This is a genomic window from Mycobacterium noviomagense (assembly GCF_010731635.1).
Taxonomy (GTDB): domain Bacteria; phylum Actinomycetota; class Actinomycetes; order Mycobacteriales; family Mycobacteriaceae; genus Mycobacterium; species Mycobacterium noviomagense.
In genome coordinates this window covers 2620337-2642729 of record NZ_AP022583.1, presented here as the reverse complement: position 1 = coordinate 2642729, position 22393 = coordinate 2620337, and the positions used below count along the sequence as shown (strand labels likewise).

Annotated in this window: 18 protein-coding genes and 3 pseudogenes; 8 read left to right on the top strand and 13 right to left on the bottom strand. The window is 65.4% G+C overall.

The features are described 5' to 3' along the window. Window positions 1–30: 30 nt before the first annotated feature. The 4 genes from G6N15_RS12220 to G6N15_RS12205 are packed head-to-tail and all read right to left on the bottom strand — an operon-like array spanning window position 31 to window position 2874. Window positions 31–1083 (bottom strand): patatin-like phospholipase family protein, encoded by a 1053-nt coding sequence (locus G6N15_RS12220; RefSeq protein WP_083088308.1) that lies wholly within the window; start codon window positions 1081–1083, stop codon window positions 31–33. A 24-nt stretch (window positions 1084–1107) separates the two neighbouring features. Then, window positions 1108–1563 carry a cyanase gene (gene cynS / locus G6N15_RS12215; protein ID WP_083088307.1) on the bottom strand — a complete coding sequence of 152 codons (456 nt, stop codon included), beginning with the start codon at window positions 1561–1563 and terminating at the stop codon, window positions 1108–1110. Between the two features lie 26 nt (window positions 1564–1589). Further along, entirely contained in the window at window positions 1590–2354 is a 765-nt protein-coding gene (locus G6N15_RS12210) for a class I SAM-dependent methyltransferase (protein ID WP_083088306.1), read from the bottom strand. 4 nt (window positions 2355–2358) lie between these two features. Beyond that, complete coding sequence (locus G6N15_RS12205; RefSeq protein ID WP_083088305.1) at window positions 2359–2874, bottom strand: nitroreductase family protein; 516 nt, start codon at window positions 2872–2874, stop codon at window positions 2359–2361. Window positions 2875–3167: 293 nt separating this feature from the next. Here G6N15_RS12205 and G6N15_RS12200 point away from each other — a divergent pair, with 293 nt between their 5' ends. Continuing rightward, window positions 3168–4766: a stealth family protein gene (locus G6N15_RS12200; protein ID WP_083088304.1), complete on the top strand. Its 1599-nt coding sequence runs from the start codon at window positions 3168–3170 to the stop codon at window positions 4764–4766. A 19-nt stretch (window positions 4767–4785) separates the two neighbouring features. Here the strand turns inward: G6N15_RS12200 and G6N15_RS12195 are convergent, their stop codons facing one another. Together G6N15_RS12195 and G6N15_RS12190 are read right to left on the bottom strand one after the other, a co-directional pair. Then, on the bottom strand, window positions 4786–5751 hold the full coding sequence (locus tag G6N15_RS12195; RefSeq protein WP_083088303.1) for an alpha/beta fold hydrolase: 966 nt from the start codon (window positions 5749–5751) through the stop codon (window positions 4786–4788). Continuing rightward, the gene (locus G6N15_RS12190) at window positions 5717–6316 is read right to left on the bottom strand and encodes an HD domain-containing protein (protein ID WP_083088302.1); all 600 of its coding nucleotides are present in this window, start codon (window positions 6314–6316) and stop codon (window positions 5717–5719) included. Before G6N15_RS12190 ends, G6N15_RS12195 begins: the two co-directional genes overlap by 35 nt. Window positions 6317–6420: 104 nt before the next feature. On the opposite strand from G6N15_RS12190, the gene recC reads away from it, so the two are divergent. From recC to G6N15_RS12165, 5 genes are all read left to right on the top strand, one after another. Further along, a complete protein-coding gene (gene recC, locus G6N15_RS12185; protein ID WP_083088301.1) occupies window positions 6421–9705 on the top strand; it encodes an exodeoxyribonuclease V subunit gamma in 3285 nt (1094 codons plus the stop codon). Beyond that, complete coding sequence (gene recB, locus G6N15_RS12180) at window positions 9705–12977, top strand: exodeoxyribonuclease V subunit beta (protein WP_083088300.1); 3273 nt, start codon at window positions 9705–9707, stop codon at window positions 12975–12977. The genes recC and recB overlap by 1 nt, the downstream gene beginning before the upstream one ends. Then, on the top strand, window positions 12974–14701 hold the full coding sequence (gene recD / locus G6N15_RS12175) for an exodeoxyribonuclease V subunit alpha (RefSeq protein ID WP_083088299.1): 1728 nt from the start codon (window positions 12974–12976) through the stop codon (window positions 14699–14701). The genes recB and recD overlap by 4 nt, the downstream gene beginning before the upstream one ends. 451 nt (window positions 14702–15152) lie before the next feature. Next, window positions 15153–15950, top strand: a complete 798-nt coding sequence (locus G6N15_RS12170) for an SDR family NAD(P)-dependent oxidoreductase (RefSeq protein ID WP_083088298.1) — start codon at window positions 15153–15155, stop codon at window positions 15948–15950. A gap of 29 nt (window positions 15951–15979) precedes the next feature. Further along, the gene (locus tag G6N15_RS12165) at window positions 15980–16246 is read left to right on the top strand and encodes a YdeI/OmpD-associated family protein (protein ID WP_083088297.1); all 267 of its coding nucleotides are present in this window, start codon (window positions 15980–15982) and stop codon (window positions 16244–16246) included. Between the two features lie 31 nt (window positions 16247–16277). On the opposite strand, the gene G6N15_RS12160 is transcribed toward G6N15_RS12165, so the two are convergent. After that, entirely contained in the window at window positions 16278–17222 is a 945-nt protein-coding gene (locus tag G6N15_RS12160) for a class I SAM-dependent methyltransferase (RefSeq protein WP_083088296.1), read from the bottom strand. A gap of 188 nt (window positions 17223–17410) precedes the next feature. Beyond that, window positions 17411–17619 (bottom strand): annotated as a pseudogene (locus G6N15_RS23600) (antitoxin); the annotation flags it as partial. Window positions 17620–17698: 79 nt separating this feature from the next. Between G6N15_RS23600 and G6N15_RS12155 the strand changes: the two are divergent. Beyond that, complete coding sequence (locus G6N15_RS12155) at window positions 17699–18430, top strand: TVP38/TMEM64 family protein (protein WP_083088295.1); 732 nt, start codon at window positions 17699–17701, stop codon at window positions 18428–18430. Window positions 18431–18480: 50 nt separating this feature from the next. Here G6N15_RS12155 and G6N15_RS12150 read toward each other — a convergent pair whose 3' ends face one another. Both G6N15_RS12150 and G6N15_RS12145 read right to left on the bottom strand, forming a co-directional pair. Next, window positions 18481–18879 (bottom strand): type II toxin-antitoxin system VapC family toxin, encoded by a 399-nt coding sequence (locus G6N15_RS12150; protein ID WP_083088294.1) that lies wholly within the window; start codon window positions 18877–18879, stop codon window positions 18481–18483. After that, window positions 18876–19121: a type II toxin-antitoxin system VapB family antitoxin gene (locus G6N15_RS12145; protein WP_083088293.1), complete on the bottom strand. Its 246-nt coding sequence runs from the start codon at window positions 19119–19121 to the stop codon at window positions 18876–18878. Before G6N15_RS12145 ends, G6N15_RS12150 begins: the two co-directional genes overlap by 4 nt. 117 nt (window positions 19122–19238) lie before the next feature. Here G6N15_RS12145 and G6N15_RS12140 point away from each other — a divergent pair. Beyond that, window positions 19239–19541 (top strand): annotated as a pseudogene (locus G6N15_RS12140) (hypothetical protein); the annotation flags it as partial. A gap of 333 nt (window positions 19542–19874) precedes the next feature. Here the strand turns inward: G6N15_RS12140 and G6N15_RS12135 are convergent. The 3 genes and pseudogenes from G6N15_RS12135 to G6N15_RS12125 all read right to left on the bottom strand — a co-directional run bounded on the left by G6N15_RS12135 (window position 19875) and on the right by G6N15_RS12125 (window position 22340). Next, complete coding sequence (locus tag G6N15_RS12135; protein ID WP_083088291.1) at window positions 19875–20225, bottom strand: helix-turn-helix domain-containing protein; 351 nt, start codon at window positions 20223–20225, stop codon at window positions 19875–19877. After that, window positions 20218–20481: pseudogene (locus tag G6N15_RS12130) on the bottom strand (type II toxin-antitoxin system RelE/ParE family toxin); the annotation flags it as partial. The gene G6N15_RS12135 and the pseudogene G6N15_RS12130, both read right to left, overlap by 8 nt. 359 nt (window positions 20482–20840) lie before the next feature. Beyond that, window positions 20841–22340, bottom strand: a complete 1500-nt coding sequence (locus G6N15_RS12125; RefSeq protein WP_083088289.1) for a serine hydrolase domain-containing protein — start codon at window positions 22338–22340, stop codon at window positions 20841–20843. Window positions 22341–22393 lie beyond the last annotated feature (53 nt).

Below are 22393 nucleotides of genomic sequence, written 5' to 3'. Positions count from 1 at the left end.
GGGCAAGTGTGGCACCCGCGCGTCACTGCGTCACTTCACCTCAGCGGCAACACTGGAGCGGTCGCCAGGTGAGCGGAAGCGGTCGAGGTACGCAGGCCAGTTCCATGTCGACAGAAACCGCTGTCCTGCCTCATAGCCGTTGTCGTACAGCGCTTCAAGGCTGGCCCGGGAGACATTGAAGTCGAAAATTCCGACATCCGATGTCGGTACCTCGATTGCACGAGCGCGGACCCAGGGCAGGTTGAGGTACGCCTGGTCGTGACCGACCAGCAAGGTGGTGATCAGGCTTTCCAACAGTGACGGCGGCCCCAGTAGACGCAGCGGGCGCAACGCCGGGACCACCTTGTGAATGCCACCGGTCAGCGTCGGGATCACGGTGATTCCGATGGTCGGCCAGCGCGGCCGTTTGCGGTCGGGCCGGTCGAAGGAATCGATCGGAAAGTTCGACAGCATGCCACCGTCCACCAGGGTGGAGGTTCGGCCCTCGGCGCTGGTCAATTTGACCGGTTGGTAGAAGAACGGAATGGCCATCGAGGCGCGAACCGCATCGGCCACCAGCTGCTCGTCGGGGTCCAGCCCGTACACACGCTGGTAATCCCACGGCAGCCGGACCAGCTGGCTTGTGGTCAGGTCGGCGACGGTGACCGCCAGCTTGTAGCGGCGCTCCTTGAGTATGTATTCGTCATCGAAAGCCAGGTCGCCGAACGTGGTGACGCCGAGGTTCTTCAGCTCGCCGCGAATCCAGTTGTAGGCGAAGTCGCCCCGGTAAAGGCCGCTGCCCGACAGCATCCCCCACGCCGGACCGACGATCGGAACGGGCCCGGCGTCGCGCCATTTGCGCAGCGGCACCGACAGCGCAAGCTCCTTGACCTCCTCGCTGGTCAGCTGGTCGCCCTTGGACGCGGCCGCCAAGATCGCCCCGACCACCGAGCCGGCCGACACCCCGGACACCCGCTGGACCGAATATCCGGCGTCCATGAGGGCGACGACGGCTCCTACCAGTCCGATGAATTTGACCCCGCCGCCGGAGAGGACGAGGTCGACCTCTTTTGGCTGCTGGCCCCTCGACCGATCGTTTGCCATGGCTGCCTTCCCGAGTGCCGTGCATCAACGTTTGGCGGATACCCATTCGTAGGGCAAGAATTTCCCGTCGAACGTCACCACGACACGATCACCTGACGGATGTGGCTTCTTCTGCAGGTCGACGCTGAAGTTGATGGCGCTCATGATCCCGTCGCCGAACTGCTCGTGGATCAATTCCTTTATCGCCAGCCCGTACACCTGCAGGGCTTCGTAGAAGCGGTAGATGGTCGGGTCGGTCGGTACCGTCGTGGGCAGCCCGCCGCGCATCGGCGCGGCCGCCAGCACCGGCACCACCGACTCGTCGAGGCCCAGCATTTCGACGAGCACCTTGGCCAGCTCGACCGGAATCGGATGCTGGCCCAGCAGCGCCGACGTGGTCCACACGACCGGCCTGCCGATGGCGTCGGCCAGCTCCTGCCAGGACAGGCCTTTTTCCAAGCGGGCGACCACGATCTGTTCGGTGATCTCATTTCTGGTCATGGACCCAGCATGGCACCGTCGGCGGCTCACGCCGGCTTGGTCGCCGTCACCAACCGTGTCGCCGCCCACGGTCCGCCGTACCACATGCGCCATCCGAGGTTGCGCCGCTGCACGTCGCCCCACCCGAGTTCGCGCAACTGCCGGGCATGCTGGCGGGTTTCCCATAGGTCCGCAATAGCCAGCCGGCCGCCCGGACGCAGCACCCGGACCGCCTCCATCAGAGCAAGACGGCGGCCGTCGCGGCTCGAAATGTTATGGATGGCAAGGCTACTCACGACCACGTCGAAGCTTTCGTCGGCGAACGGCAGCGCGGTCATGTCGGCGGTGCGCACCTCGACGCGGTCGGCGACGTTCTCCAGCTCCGCATTGATCATCGTGGCCGTCGGCGAGTTGTCGGTCTGGTCGGCGCGCCACAGGTCGATGCCGATCGCATGTCCGCACGGCAGCCGCTTGGCCGCGGCCAGCAGCACCGCGCCGCGTCCGCACCCCAGATCGAGCAGCGTTTCATCGCCGCGGAGGCGCAGCTGGTCGAGGATCTCGTCCCACACCGCGAACTTGCCCACCCGGGTCGCGTGCAGGTACAGCGCAGTGTTCGCGATCATCGTGACACCAGACGCCCCGGCCAGCGCAGCGACTGCCCGTCTACCGCGGGCAAGACTGACGCCGGCCCACAGCAGCAGGCCGGCGGATTCGACCGCGATACCGACGCCCTGCACGGGGGCGGACAGGGTGTGGAATGCCCCGTCGATTCCGTACTCGCCTTTGCGCGCGGCGGCTGCGCTCGAGGCCATGAGGTCACCAATGTCCGTGGTGGACGACCTCTTCGAACGGCCGCCGCTTCGGTTTGCGGATCGGGGTGAGCGGGCGATCGGCGGGATATCCGATACCGAGCAGGTACGCCACCAGATAGTCGTCGGGCACACCCAGAATCTGGCGTGCTCGTTCCTGGTCTCCCACCGAGGAATGCCCCGTGCCGATCCCGAGGTCCGTGGCCGCGAGCATCATCGCCATCGTCGCCTGACCGATGTCGTACTGGTCGGTGACCTTGCGGCGTTCGCTGGGCGGTTCCGGGATGACCAACGCGATCGCGGCCGCAGCCGAGGCGATATGACCGGCGCCCTGCCACACGGTGGACAAATCCTGCAGCTGCCCGCGGTCGGTGACGATCACGAAGTCCCATGCCTGGCGGTTTTTCGCCGACGGTGCCCGCCATCCGGCCTCGGCGATGCGGTTCAGGTCGGCTTCGGAAACCGGCTCCGGCCGGTACTGGCGTACATTGCGCCGGGCACAGATCGCATCCCAGGTCTCCATTTCGTCCTTCTCCGTTCTGCCTCGTGTTCGAGTGCCTCGATCGCGAGTTAGGTTGGTCGTCGACCATGGTGCCACCACCATCGACCGGCAACTGCGACCGCGGGCCGGTGTATTCCCGACCGTCGGGCCGTTCGGGGTTTGGCGCATGGTTTGCAGCGCCTGACCGAAAGTTTCCGGACGACTAAAGTTCACCGATCCGAAAACGTTGAAAACCGCTGCCGGCAATAGAATTTACCGGCGTACCTTTCGGGTGGCTATTTGCCGACTTTATCCGCAACGGAGGCGGCGTTGCGATGACCAAGAACGCCTCGCGCGACGGGGTTCGGTCCAACCGGCGCGTCGACAAGCCGCTCATTGTCACCAAACGCGGAAAGATCGCTCGGCTGGAGTCGAGCCTGACCCCGCATGAGGCGCAAATCGAGGACCTTGTCTTTCTGCGGAAAGTTCTCACAAAGGGCGACATTCCGTTCTTGCTGATCCGCGACCACAAAAACCGCCCGGTCCTCGCGATCGCCATCGAGCTGCGTCCAGCGGTCGAGCGCGAGTTGATTACCGCATGCGCCGCAGAGCCGATGTACGCTAAAACCGTTGATGCGCCTGGGCTTTCGCCCGTCTTGGTGGCCGAGGACGGGCTATCCACATCGTCTGATCCGCGCATCGTGCGGTTGTATCGGCGGCGGATCGCGCCAGGCGGTTTCCGGTACGGCCCCAGATTCGGTGTGGAGCTGCAATTCTGGGAATTCGAGAAGACCGCGGTCCGCGCTCCGGTGGAGAACTCGCTGACCCGTGCGGTGCTGCCGCGCGAAGAATTGGCACCGGCAACCGTAAAGCTTTACGGGTATAAGTGGCCGACGATCGCGGGAATGTTCGTCCCGCATACGAGTGACGTGACGTTCGACATCGACATGGTGTTCTCGTGGGTCGACGGTGGCGATCCGGAGTTCCGGGCACGCCGGGCGGCCCAGATGTCGCAGCATGTGGTCGGTGAAGGTGACGAGGCCGAAGCTCGCTTTCGCCAGATCGATGAGTTGAAGTACGCCCTTAGGTCGGTGAACATGTTCGCGCCGTGGGTGCGGCGGATCTTCATAGCAACCGACTCGATGGTGCCGGCATGGTTGGCCGAGCATCCCAAGATCACGATCGTTCGTGCGGAGGAACACTTTTCGGATCCGGCCGCGTTACCCACCTACAACTCCCATGCGGTGGAAAGCCGACTTCACCACATTCCGGAGCTGGCCGAACACTTCCTGTACTCCAACGACGACATGTTTTTCGGTCGGCCGGTCAAAGCCAGCATGTTCTTCTCACCGGGCGGCGTCACGAGATTCATCGAGGCCAAAACCCGAATCGGGCTCGGCGCCAACGATCCCACGCGCAGCGGTTTCGAGAACGCCGCCAGGGTGAACCGGCAGTTGCTGTTCGACCGGTTCGGACAGCTCATCACCCGCCATCTCGAGCACACTGCTGTTCCGTTGCGCAAGAGTGTGCTGAGCGAGATGGAACGGGAATTCCCAGAAGAATTCGCCCGCACGCAGGCAAGCGCATTTCGTTCGGCGACTGATATCTCGGTCACGAACTCCTTCTACCACTACTACGCGCTCATGACCGGACGCGCCGTCCAGCAAGAAAAAGCCAGGGTGCTCTACGTGGACACCACCACCCGCGAAGGTCTCAATCTGCTTGCGGCACTGCGGAAGAAGCGGGGCTATGACTTCTTCTGCCTCAATGACGGCAGCTTCCCGGAAGTCTCAGCGGCGGAGCGCACCCAACGGGTCACGCGGTTCCTCGAACGTTATTTCCCGATACCGGCGCCGTGGGAGAAGGTCACGGCTGACCTCGATCAGCCGGGATTCTCCGAGCCGACGACGTTGACGCCATCGACAGGCGCGTGAAGCGCGATTACGTTGCGGCTCAAAGAAACGAGCGCATGTATTCGAGAACCTCGTCGATCTTGGCGAAACCGCCGAGGTGGCTTTCACCTGCACGCAAGATGAGCTCGGCGTCCTGCAGGCGTGACACCGCCGCCTGGACGCCGGCTAGGGGCACCAGAGTGTCGGCGTCACCATGCCACCACCGCACCGGCACTTTCACGTCGGCCAACCGGAAACCCCAGTCCAGACCGAACAGGCGGGCGTCGTCGACCACGGCCTGGCAGCGACCATGGAAGACGTTGAGCATGTCGTCGACGAATATCGCCTCGATTTCGGGGTCGGCGAGCACCTGTCGGTCGTTTTCGGGCCAAACGCTGGCATAGGCCCGGTAGGCGTAATGCGCGACCGGAATAAGGGGTGCCAGCAGCCCGGTGCTCAGCGCCGCCAACGGCCGGCGCAGCCGCGACAGCGCCGGGGAGAAGCGGCGGGCAAGGTCGGTGATCCCGCCGGCCGTGGCATCTGCGCCCACGGTCGGGACGATGCCGTCGAGCACGGCTACGGTGCCCACGCGGGCGACCATCGGGGGCAGCGCGCCGCAGGCCAGCGCGAAGGGACCTCCGCCCGATAGGCCCACGACGCCCAGTCGCTCGGCCTCGAGCGCGTCGGCCAGCTCGACTATGTCGGTGACGCAGTCGGCCACGGCGGTGTAGCGGTGCGGATCGGACAGCCCGGAGCCCGGTCGCTCGACGACGACGACTCGCAGGCCGAGCCTCTCGGCGGCACGCCGACCATGTAGCGGGAACTGGCGTCGAGCGCCCAGCGTGCCGTGGAACCACAGCACCACCGCGCCTGAAGGGTCACCGAACTCGGCATAACCAACGCGGCGACCGCCGGCGAGGCGGAAACGACCTTCCGCGCGCGGCTTTTCGACTCGCGGCACCCCCAACGGGTGCCGCAGCGGGTAGGCGGCGCTAAGCCGCTTTGCTGAGCTCTTCTTCCAGCGCATCGATCACGTCGCGAAGCTCGTCGACCATCCAGTTGTCGATGCGGTCGCTGTACACCTCCAGCAGCGACCGGTAGTACCACAGGTGCTGTTGCGGGTCGTGAACATTGAACCGTTGCCACAGCTCGTCACCCAGGTCGCGGAAGTCACGCAGAATCGCGCGGGCGTTGTGCAGTTTGTCGGCGAGTGACACCAGAATGGCCTCGTCCGACGCCTCGCGCAGGCAGCGGAGGTAGTTTTCCTTGCGCTCCCGCCAGGGCGGCTTGGGTGTTTCGAAAGTGTCGCTGCATTCAGAGACGATCAACGCGACGTCGGGGCCGAACTTCCCCCGAATCTCGGCCAGTGTCGCTTCGCCACCCTGGTCTTCCACGGCGTCGTGCAGCAAGGCAGCGATGGCCTGCGTCTCGGTGCCGTCGGCTTCGATGACCAACCCTGCCACCGACAACAGATGGCCCAGATACGGGGTGGCGCTGCCCTTGCGGGTCTGGGTGGCGTGCTTCTCCGCCGCGTATTGCATAGCCTCGACGAACTTCTGCGTCAGCCGTGGCGACGCTGTCTGGCTGGTCATAGTCCTCCCCTCTCGACCATCTTTCGCCTCACTGTCGCACACGGCACTGACATCACCGCGAACCAGCCGTCGGTGTCGGTGCGGCGGTCTATCGTGGCACCGCTATGGCGCTTCATCTCCACCGTGCCGAGCGCACCGATCTACTGGCCGACAGGCTCGGTGCGTTGCTGGCGACCCCGCTGTCCGACCCGTTCGCCGAAGAGCTGTTGTTGGTCCCTGCCCGCGGCGTGGAGCGATGGCTCAGCCAGCGGTTGTCCCACGTCCTGGGCCGCGGTCGCGGCGACGACGGAGTATGCGCCGGTGTGGCTTTTCGCAGCCCGGGCTCACTGATTGCGCAGGTCACCGGCACCGTTGACGACGACCCGTGGTCACCGGAGGCGATGACGTGGCCGTTGCTGGAGGTCGTCGACTGCTCGTTGGACGAGCCGTGGTGCCGAACACTGGCGAAACACTTGGGGCACTTCGACACCGACACTGAAGCCGAGTTGCGGCGGGGCCGGCGGTATTCGGTGGCGCGACGGCTGGCCGGGTTGTTCGCGTTGTATGCCCGCCAGCGTCCGCAGCTGCTGGTCGACTGGCTAGAGGGCCGCGTGGACGGTGTGGACGCGGACCTGGCCTGGCAGCCGGAATTGTGGCGGGCGCTGGTGGCACGGGTGCCGGCCGATCCGCCGCATATCCGGCACCAGAAAACCGTGGCCCGGCTGCGCGAAGGCCCGGCGGAGCTGCCGGAGCGGCTGTCGCTGTTCGGCCACACCCGGCTGGCGTGCACCGAGGTGGAGTTGCTCGAGGCGCTGGCCACCCATCACCAGCTGCACCTGTGGCTGCCGCATCCCAGCGACGACCTGTGGCAGGCGCTGGCCCGTCTGCACGGCGGGGTATCGCGTGTCGAGGACGCCAGCCGGAGCGTTGCAAGGCACCCCCTTTTGGAAACCCTGGGCCGTGATCTGCGTGAGCTGCAGCGGGCGCTGCCGGCTGATGTCGCGTCCGACGAATTCATAAGCGCCACAACGCGGTCCGATACGTTGCTGGCTTGGCTGCAGTCGGATATCGCCGCCAACGCGGTGCGATCGGAGGGTCGCACCTTGGCTGAGCAGGACCGCTCAGTGCAGGTGCATGCCTGTCATGGTCCGGCGCGGCAGATCGACGTGCTGCGCGAGGTGCTGCTCGGCCTGCTGGACGACGACCCGACGCTGGAGCCGCGCGACATCGTCGTGATGTGCCCGGACATCGAAACCTATGCGCCGCTGATCGTCGCCGGCTTCGGGCTGGGTGACATTGCCGGGGAGAGCCACCCGGCACACCGCTTACGGGTCAGGCTGGCCGACCGGGCGCTGACCCGGACCAACCCGCTGCTCGCGGTCGCCGCCGAACTGCTCGGCATCGCCGGGACCCGCGCCACCGCCAGCCAGGTGCTCGACCTCGCCCAGATGCCGCCGGTGCGCGCCCGGTTCCGGTTCAGCGACGACGACCTCGACCAGATCACCGACTGGGTGCGCCAATCCAACATCCGCTGGGGATTCGACCCACGACACCGCCAGCCGTACGGACTCGACCGCATCGTGCACAACACCTGGCGCTTCGGGCTCGACCGCATCCTGACCGGGGTGGCGATGTCCGACGACTCGCAGGCCTGGCTGGGCACCGCGCTGCCGCTCGACGACGTCGGCAGCGACAAGGTAGGCCTGTCCGGACGGCTGGCCGAATATGTCGATCGTCTGCAACGTGTCGTCGAACGACTCAGCGGCGCAAAGCCGTTGACGGAGTGGCTGGATGCCCTGAGCCAGGGTGTCGAGATGCTGACCCGCAGCGACGACGCATGGCAGCAGGCCCAGCTGCAGCGCGAATTCGCCGATGTGTTGGCGCAGGCCGGTTCTCGCGCGTCGACGCTGTTGCGGCTGCCCGACATCCGCGCACTGCTGAGCGGCCATTTGGCGGGACGGCCGACGCGGGCGAACTTCCGCACCGGGACGCTGACGGTGTGCACCATGGTGCCGATGCGCTCGGTGCCGCACCGGGTGGTCTGCCTGGTCGGACTCGACGACGGCGTGTTCCCGCGGATCAACGCCCCGGACGGCGACGACGTGCTGGCCCGCTGTCCGATGACCGGTGAGCGCGACATCCGTTCGGAGGACCGGCAGTTGCTGCTCGACGCGATCTGCGCGGCCACCGAGACGCTAGTGATCACCTACACCGGCGCCGACGAGCACTCCGGTCACGAGCGACCACCCGCAGTGCCGCTGGCCGAGTTGCTCGACACGCTTGACCAGACCACGTCGCAGCCGGTGCGCGACCAGATCCTGATCAGGCATCCCCTGCAGCCGTTTGACCGCCGCAACGTCGCACCGGGGGCGCTGGTACCGGGCAGGCCGTTCACATTCGACCCCACTGCGCTCACCGCAGCCGCAGCTGCTACCGGGAAACGTTGTGCATCAAAGCCGTTCATCACTGAGCCGCTGCCGGCGCCGCCTGGCGACGACGTGATGCTTGCCGATCTCATGGAGTTCTTCAAAGACCCGGTCAAGGGATTCTTCCGCGCGTTGGATTACACGCTGCCGTGGGACGTCGACACGGTCAAAGACGCGATGCCGGTCGAAGTCGACCCGCTGGAGGAATGGACGGTCGGCGACCGGATGCTGCACGACATGCTGCGCGGCATGGACGCGGACACCGCGGCCCAGTTCGAGTGGCGGCGCGGCACTTTGCCGCCGGAGCGACTGGGCTGGCGCAAAGCCAAGCAGATTCGCGATCGCGCTGCCAACCTCGCCCGAGCCGCGCGATGCGAAAGGCAGGAGGAGCCGCGCGCTCAGGACGTCGCCGTCGACGTAGGCGCTGGTCGGCAACTTACCGGGACTGTCACAACAGTTTTCGGCGATCGCATCGTGGAGGTGACTTACTCGAAGCTGGGCGGCAAGCACCTACTCCAATGTTGGATCCAGCTGCTGGCGCTGGCAGCGCATGACCCCAGCCGCTGTTGGACCGCGCTGTGCATCGGACGACGCGACGAGGACGCCGACCGTATCAAAACCCAGACACTGTGGGCGCCCCATAACGCCCTCGACATTCTGCGCGACTTGATATCTCTCCATGACGCTGGTCGCCGGGAACCGATGCCACTGCCTATCAGGACATCATTCGCGTGGGCCAAGGCGCGCGACTCGGGCACCGATCCACGACGAGCCGCCGGCTACCGGTGGACGTCGTCGAACAGTTACAGCGGCGAGAACGAAGAGCCCGCCAACCAGATCGCCTTCGGCCGTAAAGCCAAACTCGATGTGTTGTTGGGCCCGCCACACCCGGGCGAGGAAATGCCCGGAGAGGATACCCGGCTGGGGGCGCTCGCCGCGCGGCTGTGGTCGCCCCTAATCGAGGCGACGAAGGGGCACAGCTGATGGATCGCTTCGACTTGTTGGGCCCACTGCCGAAAAACGGTTCCACCACGGTGCTGGAGGCCAGCGCCGGCACCGGCAAAACATTCGCGTTGGCCGGGCTGGTCACCCGCTACCTCGCCGAGACCCGCACCACGCTCGACGAGATGCTGCTGATCACGTTCAACCGCAACGCCAGCCGCGAGCTACGCGAACGGGTCCGCAGCCAGATCGTCGAGGCGCTGGCCGCGTTGGACGGTCGGGTGCCGCCGGACAGCGACCTGGTGCGCCATCTCGTGAGCGGCACCGACGAGGAACGCTGGGTTAGGCAGCGCCGGCTGCGTGACGCGCTGGCCAACTTCGACGCCGCTACTATCGCGACCACCCACGAGTTTTGCGGCCGGGTGCTGAAATCGCTTGGTGTGGCGGCCGATAGCGGCACCGACGCCACGTTGCAGGAAAGCCTCGATGACCTGGTCACCGAGATCGTCGACGACCTGTACCTGGCGCAGTTCGGGCGGCAGGAGGACGATCCGGTACTTACGTATAGGCAGGCGCTCGAGTTGGCTCGCGCTGTGGTGAACGACCCGTGCTCGCAACTCCGTCCTCGCGATCCCGACGAGGCCACCACGGCCCGAATCCGGTTGCGATTCGCCGACGACGTGAAAGCCGAACTCGAGCACCGCAAACAGCGGCTGCGCATCCTCAGCTACGACGACCTGCTGACCCGGCTCGCGAAAGCGCTTGAAGCAGAGGACTCTCCAGCCCGCGACCGGATGCGCCAGCGGTGGCGGATCGTGCTGGTCGACGAGTTCCAGGACACCGACCCGATCCAATGGAGAGTGCTCCAGTGCGCGTTCAGCGGACACACGACGCTGATCCTGATCGGCGATCCCAAGCAGGCCATCTACGGATTCCGCGGCGGCGACATCCATACCTACCTCAAAGCGGCGCGCACCGCCGACGCCCAATACACCTTGGGGGTCAACTGGCGCAGCGACAAGCCGCTCGTCGACAGCTTGCAGACCGTGCTGGAGGGTGCGGCGCTGGGCCACCCCGAGGTCGTCGTGCACGACGTCGACGCCCGCCACCACGGGCACCGGCTGGCCGGCGCACCGCACAATGCGCCGTTTCGGCTGCGCGTTGTCAAACGTCCGACGCTCGGCTATGACGACACGGACACCATCCCGATCGACACGCTGCGCCGCCACATTCCCGCCGATCTGGCCGGCGACATCGCGGCTCTGCTGGCCAGCGACGCCACCTATGACGGCCGTCGGGTCAAGGCCGGGGACATCGCGGTGATTGTCGAGCGGCACGACGATGCCCGCGCCTGCCGAGACGCCCTGGCCGATGCCGGCATCCCAGCGATCTACACCGGCGACACCGACGTGTTCGAATCCCAGGCCGCCAAAGACTGGCTGTGCCTGCTGGAGGCATTCGACGCACCGCACCGCAGCGGGGTTGTGCGCGCCGCCGCGTGCACGATGTTCTTCGGCGAGACGGCGGAAAGCCTTGCAGCCGAGGGTGACGCGCTTACCGATCGGGTGGCGGGCACGCTTCGAGAGTGGGCCAACCATGCCCGCCAGCGCGGGGTGGCGGCAGTGTTCGAGGCCGCGCAGCTGGCCGGCATGGGCCGGCGTGTGCTGAGCCAGCTGGGCGGCGAGCGGCACATGACCGACTTGGCGCACATCGCGCAACTGCTGCACGAGACCGCGCATCGGGAACGGTACAGCCTTCCGGCGCTGCGAGATTGGCTACGCCGCCAGTGCGACAACCGAACCCGAGTCAGCGAACACAACCGCCGCCTGGACAGCGATGCCGCCTCGGTGCAGATCATGACCGTATTCGTGGCGAAGGGTCTGCAGTTTCCGATTGTGTATTTGCCGTTCGCGTTCAACCGCAATGTCCGTAAGGACGACATCCTGCTCTATCACGAGGAGGACGAGACGCGGTGCCTGTTCATCGGCGGCAAGAACGGCCCTGATCGTAGCCGTGTCGAGCAGCTGAACCGGCTGGAAGAGGCGCGCAACAACATCCGGGTCACCTACGTCGCGCTAACGCGGGCGCAGTCGCAGGTGGTGGCGTGGTGGGCGCCGTCCTGGGACGAGCGCAACGGCGGGCTGTCGCGTTTGTTCCGCGATCGCCGCAAGGGCCAGGCCGAAGTACGCGACAGGTGCGAGTCGGCCATTACCGACGACGAAGCGTGGGCGGTGTTCACACAGTGGGAAGTCGCGGGCGGGCCGTCGGTGGAGGAATCGGTCATCGTCTCCTGTGCTGCCCCGGAATTATCTGCTGCGACTGAGAATTTCGCAGTGCGACACTTCCACCGTGCAATCGACACCAGCTGGCGGCGGACCTCGTATTCGGCGCTGGTTCGCGACGCGGAGCCCCTCGGTGTAGCGAACGAGCCAGAAGTGGGGATCCGCGACGACGAAGTAGAAGGCGTGGTCGTCACCGCTTTAGGCGACGGTGCCGATATCGCCTCGCCGCTGGCCGGGATGCCGTCCGGCGCGACGTTCGGGTCACTCGTGCACGCTGTGCTCGAGACCACCGATCCCGCGGCGCCCGACCTGGCCGCCGCACTCGAGGATCAGGTTCGACGACACTTGGCGTGGTGGCCGGTTGAGGTTTCCGCCGCTGAGCTGGCCGCCGCACTGGTCCCGATGCACGACACGCCGCTGGGGCAGTTGGCAGGCGGGCTGACCCTGCGACAGATCGAGCCGCGAAACCGGCTGCGCGAGTTGGACTTCGAGATTCCATTGGCTGGCGGTGATCTGCGCGGCGCGGTGCCGGACGTGTCGGTGTCCGATGTGGGTGAGCTGCTGCGGCGACACCTACCCCTCGATGATCCGCTGGCCCCGTACGCCGAGCGGCTGACCTCGCCAGCGTTGGGCGCCCAGTCGTTGCGCGGATACCTAGCCGGCTCCATCGACGTGGTGTTGCGGCTCCCCGACCCGCGCTATTTGGTGGTTGACTACAAAACCAACCACCTGGGCGACACCGCAGCCGATTACAGCCACACACGGCTCGCCGAGGCGATGTTGCACTCGGACTATCCGCTGCAGGCGCTGTTGTATGTAGTTGTGCTGCACCGGTTTCTGCGCTGGCGACAGTCCGGGTACGACCCGGCCGCGCATCTCGGCGGGGTGCTGTATCTGTTCGTGCGCGGCATGTGCGGTGCCGATACGCCAGTGCTCGACGGCCATCCGACCGGAGTGTTCAGCTGGCGGCCGCCGGCCGAGCTTGTGGTGGCGCTCTCCGATCTTCTCGACGCCGGGAGGCGCGCCGCATGAGCGTCGTCGAGACCGAAGTCGCCATCAGCGCAACCGGTGTGCTGCGCACGTTCAGCCAGGCGGGTGTTCTCGAGTTTTCGGATGTGCACGTGGCGCAGCGGCTCTGCGAGCTGGGCGGCGAACCCGACGAGCGGGTGGCCTTGGCGGTCGCGCTGCTGGTGCGGGCGCTGCGGGGCGGCTCGGTGTGCCTCGATTTGTCGACGCTCGCCGCCGCGATCGACATTGACGGCGTCTCGTGGCCGGACGCAGCGGAGTGGCTGGCGGCAGTGCGGGCAAGCAAGCTACTCAGCGACCCGCCGGTGCTGCATCTCTACGACGACAGGCTGCTGTACCTGGACCAGTACTGGCGCGAAGAAGAGCAGGTGTGCGACGACCTGCTGGCGTTGCTGGAGTCCAAGCAGACAGTCGAAGTGCCCGCCTTCGAGCGACTTTTCCCGCCCGGGTACGAAGAACAGCGGCAGGCAGCGGAAATCGCGTTGTCACAATCCGTGACCGTATTGACCGGTGGCCCGGGCACAGGCAAGACCACCACGGTCGCGCGGCTGCTGGCACTGCTGGCGGAGCAGACGGAGCTCGCGGGGTCGTCGCGGCCGCGAATTGCGTTGGCGGCGCCGACGGGCAAAGCGGCGGCGCGACTGCAAGAGGCGGTGGCGGTCGAGGTGGCCGAGCTCGACTCCGCCGATCAGACGCGGCTGGGTGAGCTGCAGGCAATGACAGTGCACCGGCTGTTGCACATGCGGCCGGGATCGTCGTCGAGATTTCGGCACCATCGCGGAAACCGGTTGCCGCACGACGTGATTGTGGTCGACGAGACGTCGATGGTGTCGCTGACGCTCATGGCGCGGCTGCTGGAGGCGGTGCGCCCCGAGGCGCGACTGATCCTGGTCGGCGATGCCGATCAGCTGGCCTCGGTGGAAGCCGGTGCGGTCCTGGCCGATTTGGTGGACGGGCTGTCAGCCCGTGATGACGTACGGGTGGCGGAGCTGAGGACCGTGCACCGGTTCGGCAAGTCGATCGGCTCCTTGGCCGATGCCATCCGGGTCGGTGACGCCGATGGTGCAGTGGCGTTGTTGCGGTCGGGCGACGACCACATCGAGTTCATCGAGGACGATGACCCGAGCGAACGTTTGCGTTGTGTCGTGGTGGCACATGCACTTCGGGTGCGCGAGGCGGCGCTGTTAGGAGCCGCCGACGAGGCGCTGGCGACGCTGGGCGAACATCGGCTGTTGTGTGCGCACCGGCAGGGTCCATACGGCGTGCAGCACTGGAACAGGCAGGTCGAGAAGTGGCTTTCCCACGAGACGGGTCAGCCGCCGTGGTCGGAGTGGTATGCGGGGCGGCCCCTGATCGTGACGGCGAACGACTACGGGTTGCGGGTCTACAACGGCGACACCGGCGTGGTTGTCGCCGGATCGGACGGGTTGAGGGCGGTGATCGCGGGCGCCACGGGGCCGCTCGACTTTGCGAGCAGCCGACTCAGCGACGTCGAGACCATGCACGCGTTGACGATCCACAAATCCCAGGGCAGCCAAGCTGCTGAAGTGACTGTGCTTCTGCCGCAGGAGGATTCGCCGCTGTTGACCCGGGAATTGTTCTATACCGCGGTGACTCGCGCCAAGCGAAAGGTGCGAGTTGTCGGGTCCGACGCCGCGGTGCGGACTGCGATCGGGCGGCGGGCAGTGCGGGCAAGCGGATTGGCCCGGCGGTTGCACGCTTCTGCCTGACCGAGCCGACGGTTTCTGCACTGCTCCGCACGGATGTGTCTGCTGGGTAGGAGTCGTAAACTCTGCGCATGGAACCGCACCATGACACAAGCGAGCTCTAGTCGCGACGCGCCGTGTTCTACTGCCTGGGTCAACACGGTTAGCAAAGTACTAACCCCGGCGCTGTCCATGGCCAACAACACCACGTCCTCGCCCCGGAACTCGGGAGCGAGTTCGGCACGGATGACGTTCATAGGTAATTACTTCTCCTAGGTTGATCGGCGATAGTGCTGATGATATCCATGAGGTGGGCAAGCGAATCATCTTCAGACGTCGCCTTTGTCAACCGCACGAATTCGCCCAATGATGTTGGTGATTAAGGGCGTGTGCTTGCCGATGTGCCGTTTACTAACAAGCACCATCCGATCGCCAGCCCATTGATAAAGCGCCAAGCCCTGCCTACGCTCACCAAATGACACTTCCGTCGCCATCGGCCGGGTCGGTCGCCGTGGTCACCGGCGCATCGTCAGGCATCGGCGAAGAATTCGCCCGTCAACTCGTGGCCCGCGGTTACCGCGTCGTCGTCACTGCCCGCCGGGAAGACCGGCTGCAGAAGTTGTGTGCCGAACTCGGCGGCGACCAGCACGCCGTCGCGGTCGGTACCGATCTGGCTGTCCCGCAAGACCGCGACCGGCTGGCCGAACGAATCGACGAGCTGGGCGCTCAAGTCGACATCCTCGTCAACAATGCCGGCCTTGGTATCTACACCAAGTTCGGTGCCGAAGGCCGCGACAAAGAACTGCAGATGCTGCGCGTCGACGTCGAGGCGGTGGTGGACCTGATGCTGCGCTACCTGCCCGGCATGGTCGATCGGGGTCGCGGCGCGATCATCAACCTGTCATCGGTGACGGGATTCCAGCCGGCCCCGTACAACGCCGGCTATGCCGCCGCCAAAGCGTATGTGCTGTGGTTGTCGGAGGCGGTGCATGCCGAAGTCGCTGACAGCGGTGTGACGGTCACCGCCGTCTGCCCCGGGCCGGTGCCGACGGAGTTTCAGGCGGCCAACGACGCCGATTTCTTGGTCAGCCGGATGCCGTCATTCGCGCAGGTTCCCCCCGAACGGGTCGTCGCCGATGCGCTGAAAGCCGCCGAGCGTGGTCGCGCATCGGTAGTGCCGGGAGCGCCACACGTGCGAGCGTTCCTGGAATCCTCCCGATTCATACCGGCTCCTTTGGCGGTACCGGTCGTGGCCCGCATGTACAAGCGGTAACGGGGACATCAGCCAGTTACCCTGGCCCAGTGAGCAATAAAGTCTCCGGCGGGGTCGTGCACAAGCTGCCCGCAGACCTGCGCGAGGCGCTGATCGCCAACTCCACGGCACTGGCCGCCTGGAACGACATCACCCCCTTGGCCCGCAACGAGTTCATCTGCTGGGTCGAGGACGCCAAGCAGGAGAAGACGCGACAACGCCGCATTCGCCGGACCCAAGAGGAACTGGAAGAAGGCATGCGCCGACCGTGCTGCTGGCCGGGGTGCAAGCATCGGGAGCGCACCGGCAAGCCTTGACCATGCCGTATGGGACGCTGAGCCTGCCGCGTTACCGTGTGCGCTGGGCGGAGACGAACAGGTTCTGCGGCACGCCGTCCTCGACCTCTTTCGGGGGCTTGCGGCCGTAGCCGGCCATCAGCTCCGGTGAGGGCGTGACCGTCACGTCCCAGCCGTGGCGGCGCAACCACTCGCCGACGTCTTCGCGTTCCTCGAAGTACCACAGCTCATCGGTGCGGGGCACCTCGCGCTGCGGGTCGGCCTTGGCCATCAACGCCCGCACCCGGTCCATCCGCGCACGCCGCGTTGCGCGGGTCTCGGGGGCCATGAAGTTCGGCCCCAGCGCCTCGACAGCGATCCGGCTACCGGTTACGGTCAGGCTCTGCACCCGTTCGAACAGCAGGTCTTGGGCCGCTGCTGGCAGATACGGCAGCAGTCCCTCAGCTGACCATGCGCTTGGTGCCGAGGCGTCAAAACCGGCCTGCCGCAATGCCTCTGGCCAGTCCTGACGCAGGTCCACGGGAACCTCGACCCGGTTGCACGTCGGCTCGGCGCCGTGGTTCCGCAATGTCGAGGACTTGAACTCCAAGACCCTGGGCTGGTCGAGCTCGAAGACCGTGGTGCCGTCGGGCCACGGCAACCGCCACGAGCGCGCGTCCAGGCCGGCCGCCAAGATCACCGCCTGACGGATGCCCGCGCGCGTGGCGTCGACGAAGAAGGCGTCGAAAAACGCGGTGCGGCAAGCCATATAGTCGACCATCGACCGCATGTGCAGGGGCAAATCGGGTTCGGCTTCGACGACCTCCGCGGGCAGCTCAGGAGCGAGGTGCCAGTTCCACACTCCGTCGCCGGCGGCGTCGAGGAAAACCCGCGCGAACGGATCACGGATGAGCGGGTTCTCGCTCTCGGTTTCCGCCGCGCGGGACGCGGCCACGCCGAGCGCCGTCGCACCCACACTCTCGGTGATCTCCCAGGTGTCGTTCTCGGTTCTCGCCACGCCTAGCTCCTCCCAGTCAGCGCCACTCTACGTGAGTCGCGGATGTGAAGGCGCCGTGGGAACCGGGGCTTCGTTCTCTGGATTGCGCCGACGACTCGCACGCCGCTGCTACGGATTGACTGTTGTGCACCAGGAACCGTTTCTGATGCACGTGTTCGCTGGCGAGCAGCGCCGTCACTGCTCATCCCCAAGCGGCGCACGTCCTCCGACGTCACGGCGGTGCCGACGCTCACCACAGGCAAGTCCGTCCGGGGGTCTATGGAGACCGCGACAGCACTGCCGGTTCCGAGTCCGCGCCGAACGAGGTAGGCGACTGTTTCGTTCAATGTGCAGCGCGTCCCGCGATCGCGAGCGCTTGTTTGTGCAAGTCGTCGGGAAAATTGATTGTGGTACGCATACCCACTTTTCCATCGCTGCATCGATGCAGCCACCGGCCGGGAGACGACGAGCGCCGATGCGGAACAATCGCGGTCAGCATGGTCGACAACGACGGTTCCCCACCGACATCGCGACGACGCCACATTGTGCGGCTCGCGGTGTTCGTCGCCTTCCTTATCGGAATGTTCTATCTGGTAGCCGTCAGGCGGGTCATCGATGTCGAGGAGGTGCGGCGCTGGGTCTCGGCGACGGGGCCGGCGGCGCCGTTGACCTACGTCGTGGTGTCGGCCGTCCTCGGCGCGTTGTTTGTGCCGGGCCCGATTCTTGCCGCTGGCAGCGGCTTTCTGTTCGGCCCGTTGCTGGGCATCGTCGTGACGTTGGGTGCGACGGTGGGGTCCGCGGTGGTCGCGAGCCTGATCGGCCGTCGGGCCGGCCGAGACAGCGTGCGGGTTCTGCTGGGTACTCAACGCGCCGACCGCATCGACGCGCTGATCGAACGAGGCGGATTGTGGGCGGTCGTCGGTCAACGCTTCGTTCCCGGCATCTCGGATGCGCTCGCGTCTTATGCGTTCGGGGCGTTCGGAGTTCCGTTGTGGCAGATGGCCGTCGGCGCGTTCATCGGTTCGGTGCCGCGCGCGTTCGTCTACACCTCGCTCGGCGCATCGATCGCGGACCGCTCGCCTGCGCTCGCCTACGCAGCGATTGCGGTGTGGTGCGCGACCACCATTGTCGGCGTGTTCGCCGCGCGGCGCGGATATCAGAAGTGGCGTGGGCAGGCCAGCCGCGCTGAGGAGAGCGGCCACACCGTCGACCACCATGACCGCAGCTGAGCGGGGCGGAGGCTCCTCAGTTTGCGGCGTCGGCGTGGTGGCCCGCTGGCTCATCCGTGCAGGGCGGATGGGATCCCGGTGTGCCCGAAATCGTCACCTTTCCACAGCAGCGGCTCACGTAGGTCGAGCGCCAGCGCGTATGAGAAGCATCCACTGAAGTTCAAGCCAGCCGGGTGGCCGCTGCCTTCGCCGAAATCCGCGTAGGCCTGTCGCGCCAGGCGGGCCTGACGCTCGGTCACCGGCTCGACCACGAACTGGCCCTCCTGCAGAAGCTCCTCCAAACCTCTGCTGATAATCGGATCGCGCTGCAAGTCGAGTACGATCCCGCATTCGAGATAGGTTGCCGCGGAAAGTCTTCTTACATCTGCGTCAGCAATGGCCTGAGCGTAGACCGCAGCATCGTCCTCTCCGGTAAGTATCGCGATGATCGCCGACGTGTCGGCGATCACGCAGGTAGCCCGCGTTCGTCATACAGCAACGCTGCATGGTCCACCCGCTCGGCCTCCGGGCTCATACGGCTGGCGGTCTTATGGCCGATGGCCAACAGCCGCAGCGCAAGATCGTCTTTTTGCAGTCTGGTCAAACGCTCGTTGACCGCAGTGGCTACTGCTTGCGCTTGCGACTCCCCTGTGATCCTCGCGATTTGCTGGACCTTCTCGTGAATAGACGAATCTTTGATGTTCAGCGCCATGCGGTACCTTTCTACCTGACCGATGGTACCGCTGTCTGCCAGATGACAAGCGATGCTTCCAGGACGGGAAAGATCACAGCTGACTCACCAGTCCTGTGAGTCCCGCGGAGGAGGATTAGGTGCTTTACCGACGTCCGCGAAGCTGCCGAGATGGCCAAGCAGCTGGGCGCTGCCGACGAGGATGCGCTGGAATCTGACGACCCGAAAGTTGCTGCGGCACCGAATGAATTCATCCGCGACTACGAGACCCGGTGGCTCGATCAGCCGATCCCCGCGCTCGCCGGCCACACCCCACGGCAGGCCGCCGATGACCCGACCCGGCGCGGCGACCTGATCAAGCTGCCGAACAGTTTCCCCGCCAGCGGCGGCGCGCCCGGGCGGATGGACGTCGATCGGCTGCGTTCGGCGCCCGGACTGTAGCGTCGGGCAGGTTGTCCGATAGCCGTCACACATGTCACACCGCTCACGCCCTAGACCTAACATGCGAAATGCCCGCCTCTGCGCGAGTTCGGCGTAGCAGTGGCACTGCTCGCCGCCCTGGCGTCGATGATCGCGGCGACCACGGCGTACTTGTCAAGACAGCAAAGCCCGTGCCGGAGCTGGTCGACTTGTTCGAGGACAAGCGTTAAGCCGGCTTCGATCGCCAAGCCGGTGACTGCGCCCGTTCGGGAGCTACCTGGCTGGATTAGGCTCTGTCCCTTGCCTTTGCAGGCAGCACAAGGCATCGTACCTGTCGAAAACGCGGCAATGAGGTCAGCCCGAACTGAGCGCCTTACGCCTTCTGGAATTGGCGATTGTGGAACGATCGCGATTGAGCTTCTTCGGCGTCCGCACCGGCGGATATTCGATCGGTCGGACATCCAATGTCAGGCCGACTGGCGCGAGCATGTTGACCAGCGCGTCGAGGCTGAACTTGTTGATCTTTCCGTTCACCAGATCCGAAATGCGGGGCTGGCTCACATGAAGACGCCTGGCAGCCTCGCTCTGTGTCCAACCTTCTTCTTTGATTCGCTGTTCGATAGCGATCATCAGCATGCCGCGCGCGGTCAGGTTGGCCGCCTCCTCTGGAGTGTCAGTCAGGTCGTAAAACACGCTGTCAGCCATGTATTGCCTCTCGATAGCGCTTCTTGGCGAGACCAATATCTGTCTTCGGTGTCCTCTGCGACTTCTTCGTGAAGACGTGAAGGACGCAAATCGTCCCGTGGAGCTTCGCGACGTAAATAAGCCGCACAATGCCATCGGCGTCCTGAACTCGTATCTCGTACGCACCGGGGCCCACGGCACTAATCGGTTTGTAGTTGTTGGGCATCAGCCCCATTTGCAAGCGAAGCAGCTGCTGACCGAAGGCGTTTCGGATGGCCGGACGTTGCTCGCGGGTGTCTTCCCGAGTTGTCCAGCCATCTGACTGGCTTCAGGTCGATAGCCATCTTATATCAATGCTGATATAGATGCGACCAAGGCCCCAGATAACCTCGGCAACACCGCCGGGCAACATGCTGCCCGAGACCTAGCCCTGGATGAACCATCTGCACTCGAAACATGACCGCATTCAAGCGTCGACCACCGACAGGTGACCACGGCTACATCAGCCCCCGGCGGATGCGCGATGTCGTCAACAGCAAGCGGCAAACAAATGCCAGCTGTCATGCTCGCTGCCCTGAGCACGCGTTTCTGCGCAATGCGAATCAGTGGCCACCAACGTACGTGGTCGTCGGCGTTCTACCCACCACTGCCGTACAGACGCAAGGCTTGGGCTGCCGCCGTCGCGACTGCGCCACGCAGATCGGTGATCGGTGTGCTGCCCCGCACGTGGATGGCGTTCGACAGCAGAATGACATAGGTATCGGAGCCTGGGTCCATCCACAGCGAGGTCCCGGTAAAGCCGGTGTTGCCAAAGCTTCCGACGGGAAAGATCCGGCCTCGCGGCATCGAGTAGGCCGTGTCGATATCCCAGCCGAAGCCGAACAGGTTCTGTCCGTTGATCGCTGGATAGTGGAGCCTGCTTCGGTCCGCCTGGTTGGCTGCATCGACTTGGCCGGGTGTATGTCCGGGCTGCTCCGGAGTCGTCATCAACTCCAAAGTCGCTTGTGTCAGAGGAAAGTTGCTCGGGCGACCCGCAAGCCGATCAAGCAGCGCCTGCGCATAGATGCCGACATCGTGCGCCGTCGAGAACACACCGGCATGCCCGGCCACTCCCCCCATGCGGCGCGCCGTGGGGTCATGCACCGTACCCCGAAGCAGCGCATCGTAATCGGGATTCTTGCCCGGATCGGCTCTGTTTTCCTCATCACGTGCCGTCGGTGCGATGCGCGACAACAGACTTACGCTCCACGTCCCCGCGGGACAAGGCCCCCGCATTCGCCCGGCGGGAGCCCAGGCAATCGCCGCCCCTCTGATCTTGTGCGGACCACACGCTTTGGTCGGCGGAAGATAGCGACTCTCGCGCATCCCAAGCGGCGCAAAGACATTGCGCTGCACGTAGACGTCTTCCGGCTCACCGGTAACTTTCTCGAGCAGCGCGCCCAGCAGAATGTAGTTGATGTCGGAGTAGCGGAAACCCATACCGGGACTTGACTGCAACGGCGCAGTGAGCGCGCGGTGAATGCCTTCTGATTTGTCGGCTCGCTCCAGTCCCCAGGGATCTGCGAGGTTGACGTCGACCGCTTCACCTGACGTCTGCGTCAGCAACATGCGAACCGTCACCTGCGCCCGCTGGGGATCGTTGCCCGTGTTGAAGTCAGGCAAATACTTCTGCACGGGATCGTCGACGGCAACCTTGCCTTGTTCGTATAGCTGCATGATCGCGGTCGCCGTTGCGAGGCACTTGGTCAACGACGCGATATCGAAGATGGTGTCCTCGGTCATCGGCTCCGCCGGTGCCGGCGAGCCGTCGAGACCCGGTTCGCCGGCAAGCTTGCGCGAGCCATACGCCCGACGGAAGACGACCTCGCCGGCGTGCCCAACCACCACCACAGCGCCTGGCAGCCGTTGTGCCGCAACAGCATCGTTCATCAGCTTGGACACGGCCGGGAAGTCAGGCGTGGGAGCCGCGTCTGGCGCCTGGGTTTCGTGCACGACCGCCGGGGGCGCTGCATTGGTGGGTGCCGCGGCCGGCGTCTGCGTGGCCTGCGCGACATCGCCTACCGCTGGGTGCTCAACATAGCCACTGGAAGGCGCCGCGGCCAATACAAGCAAGACACCTGCAACAGCAAAGGCCATGCGCACGAACCACTTACGGGCCGAGCCGCGTCGGCCCGTCCGGGCTGAAGGAG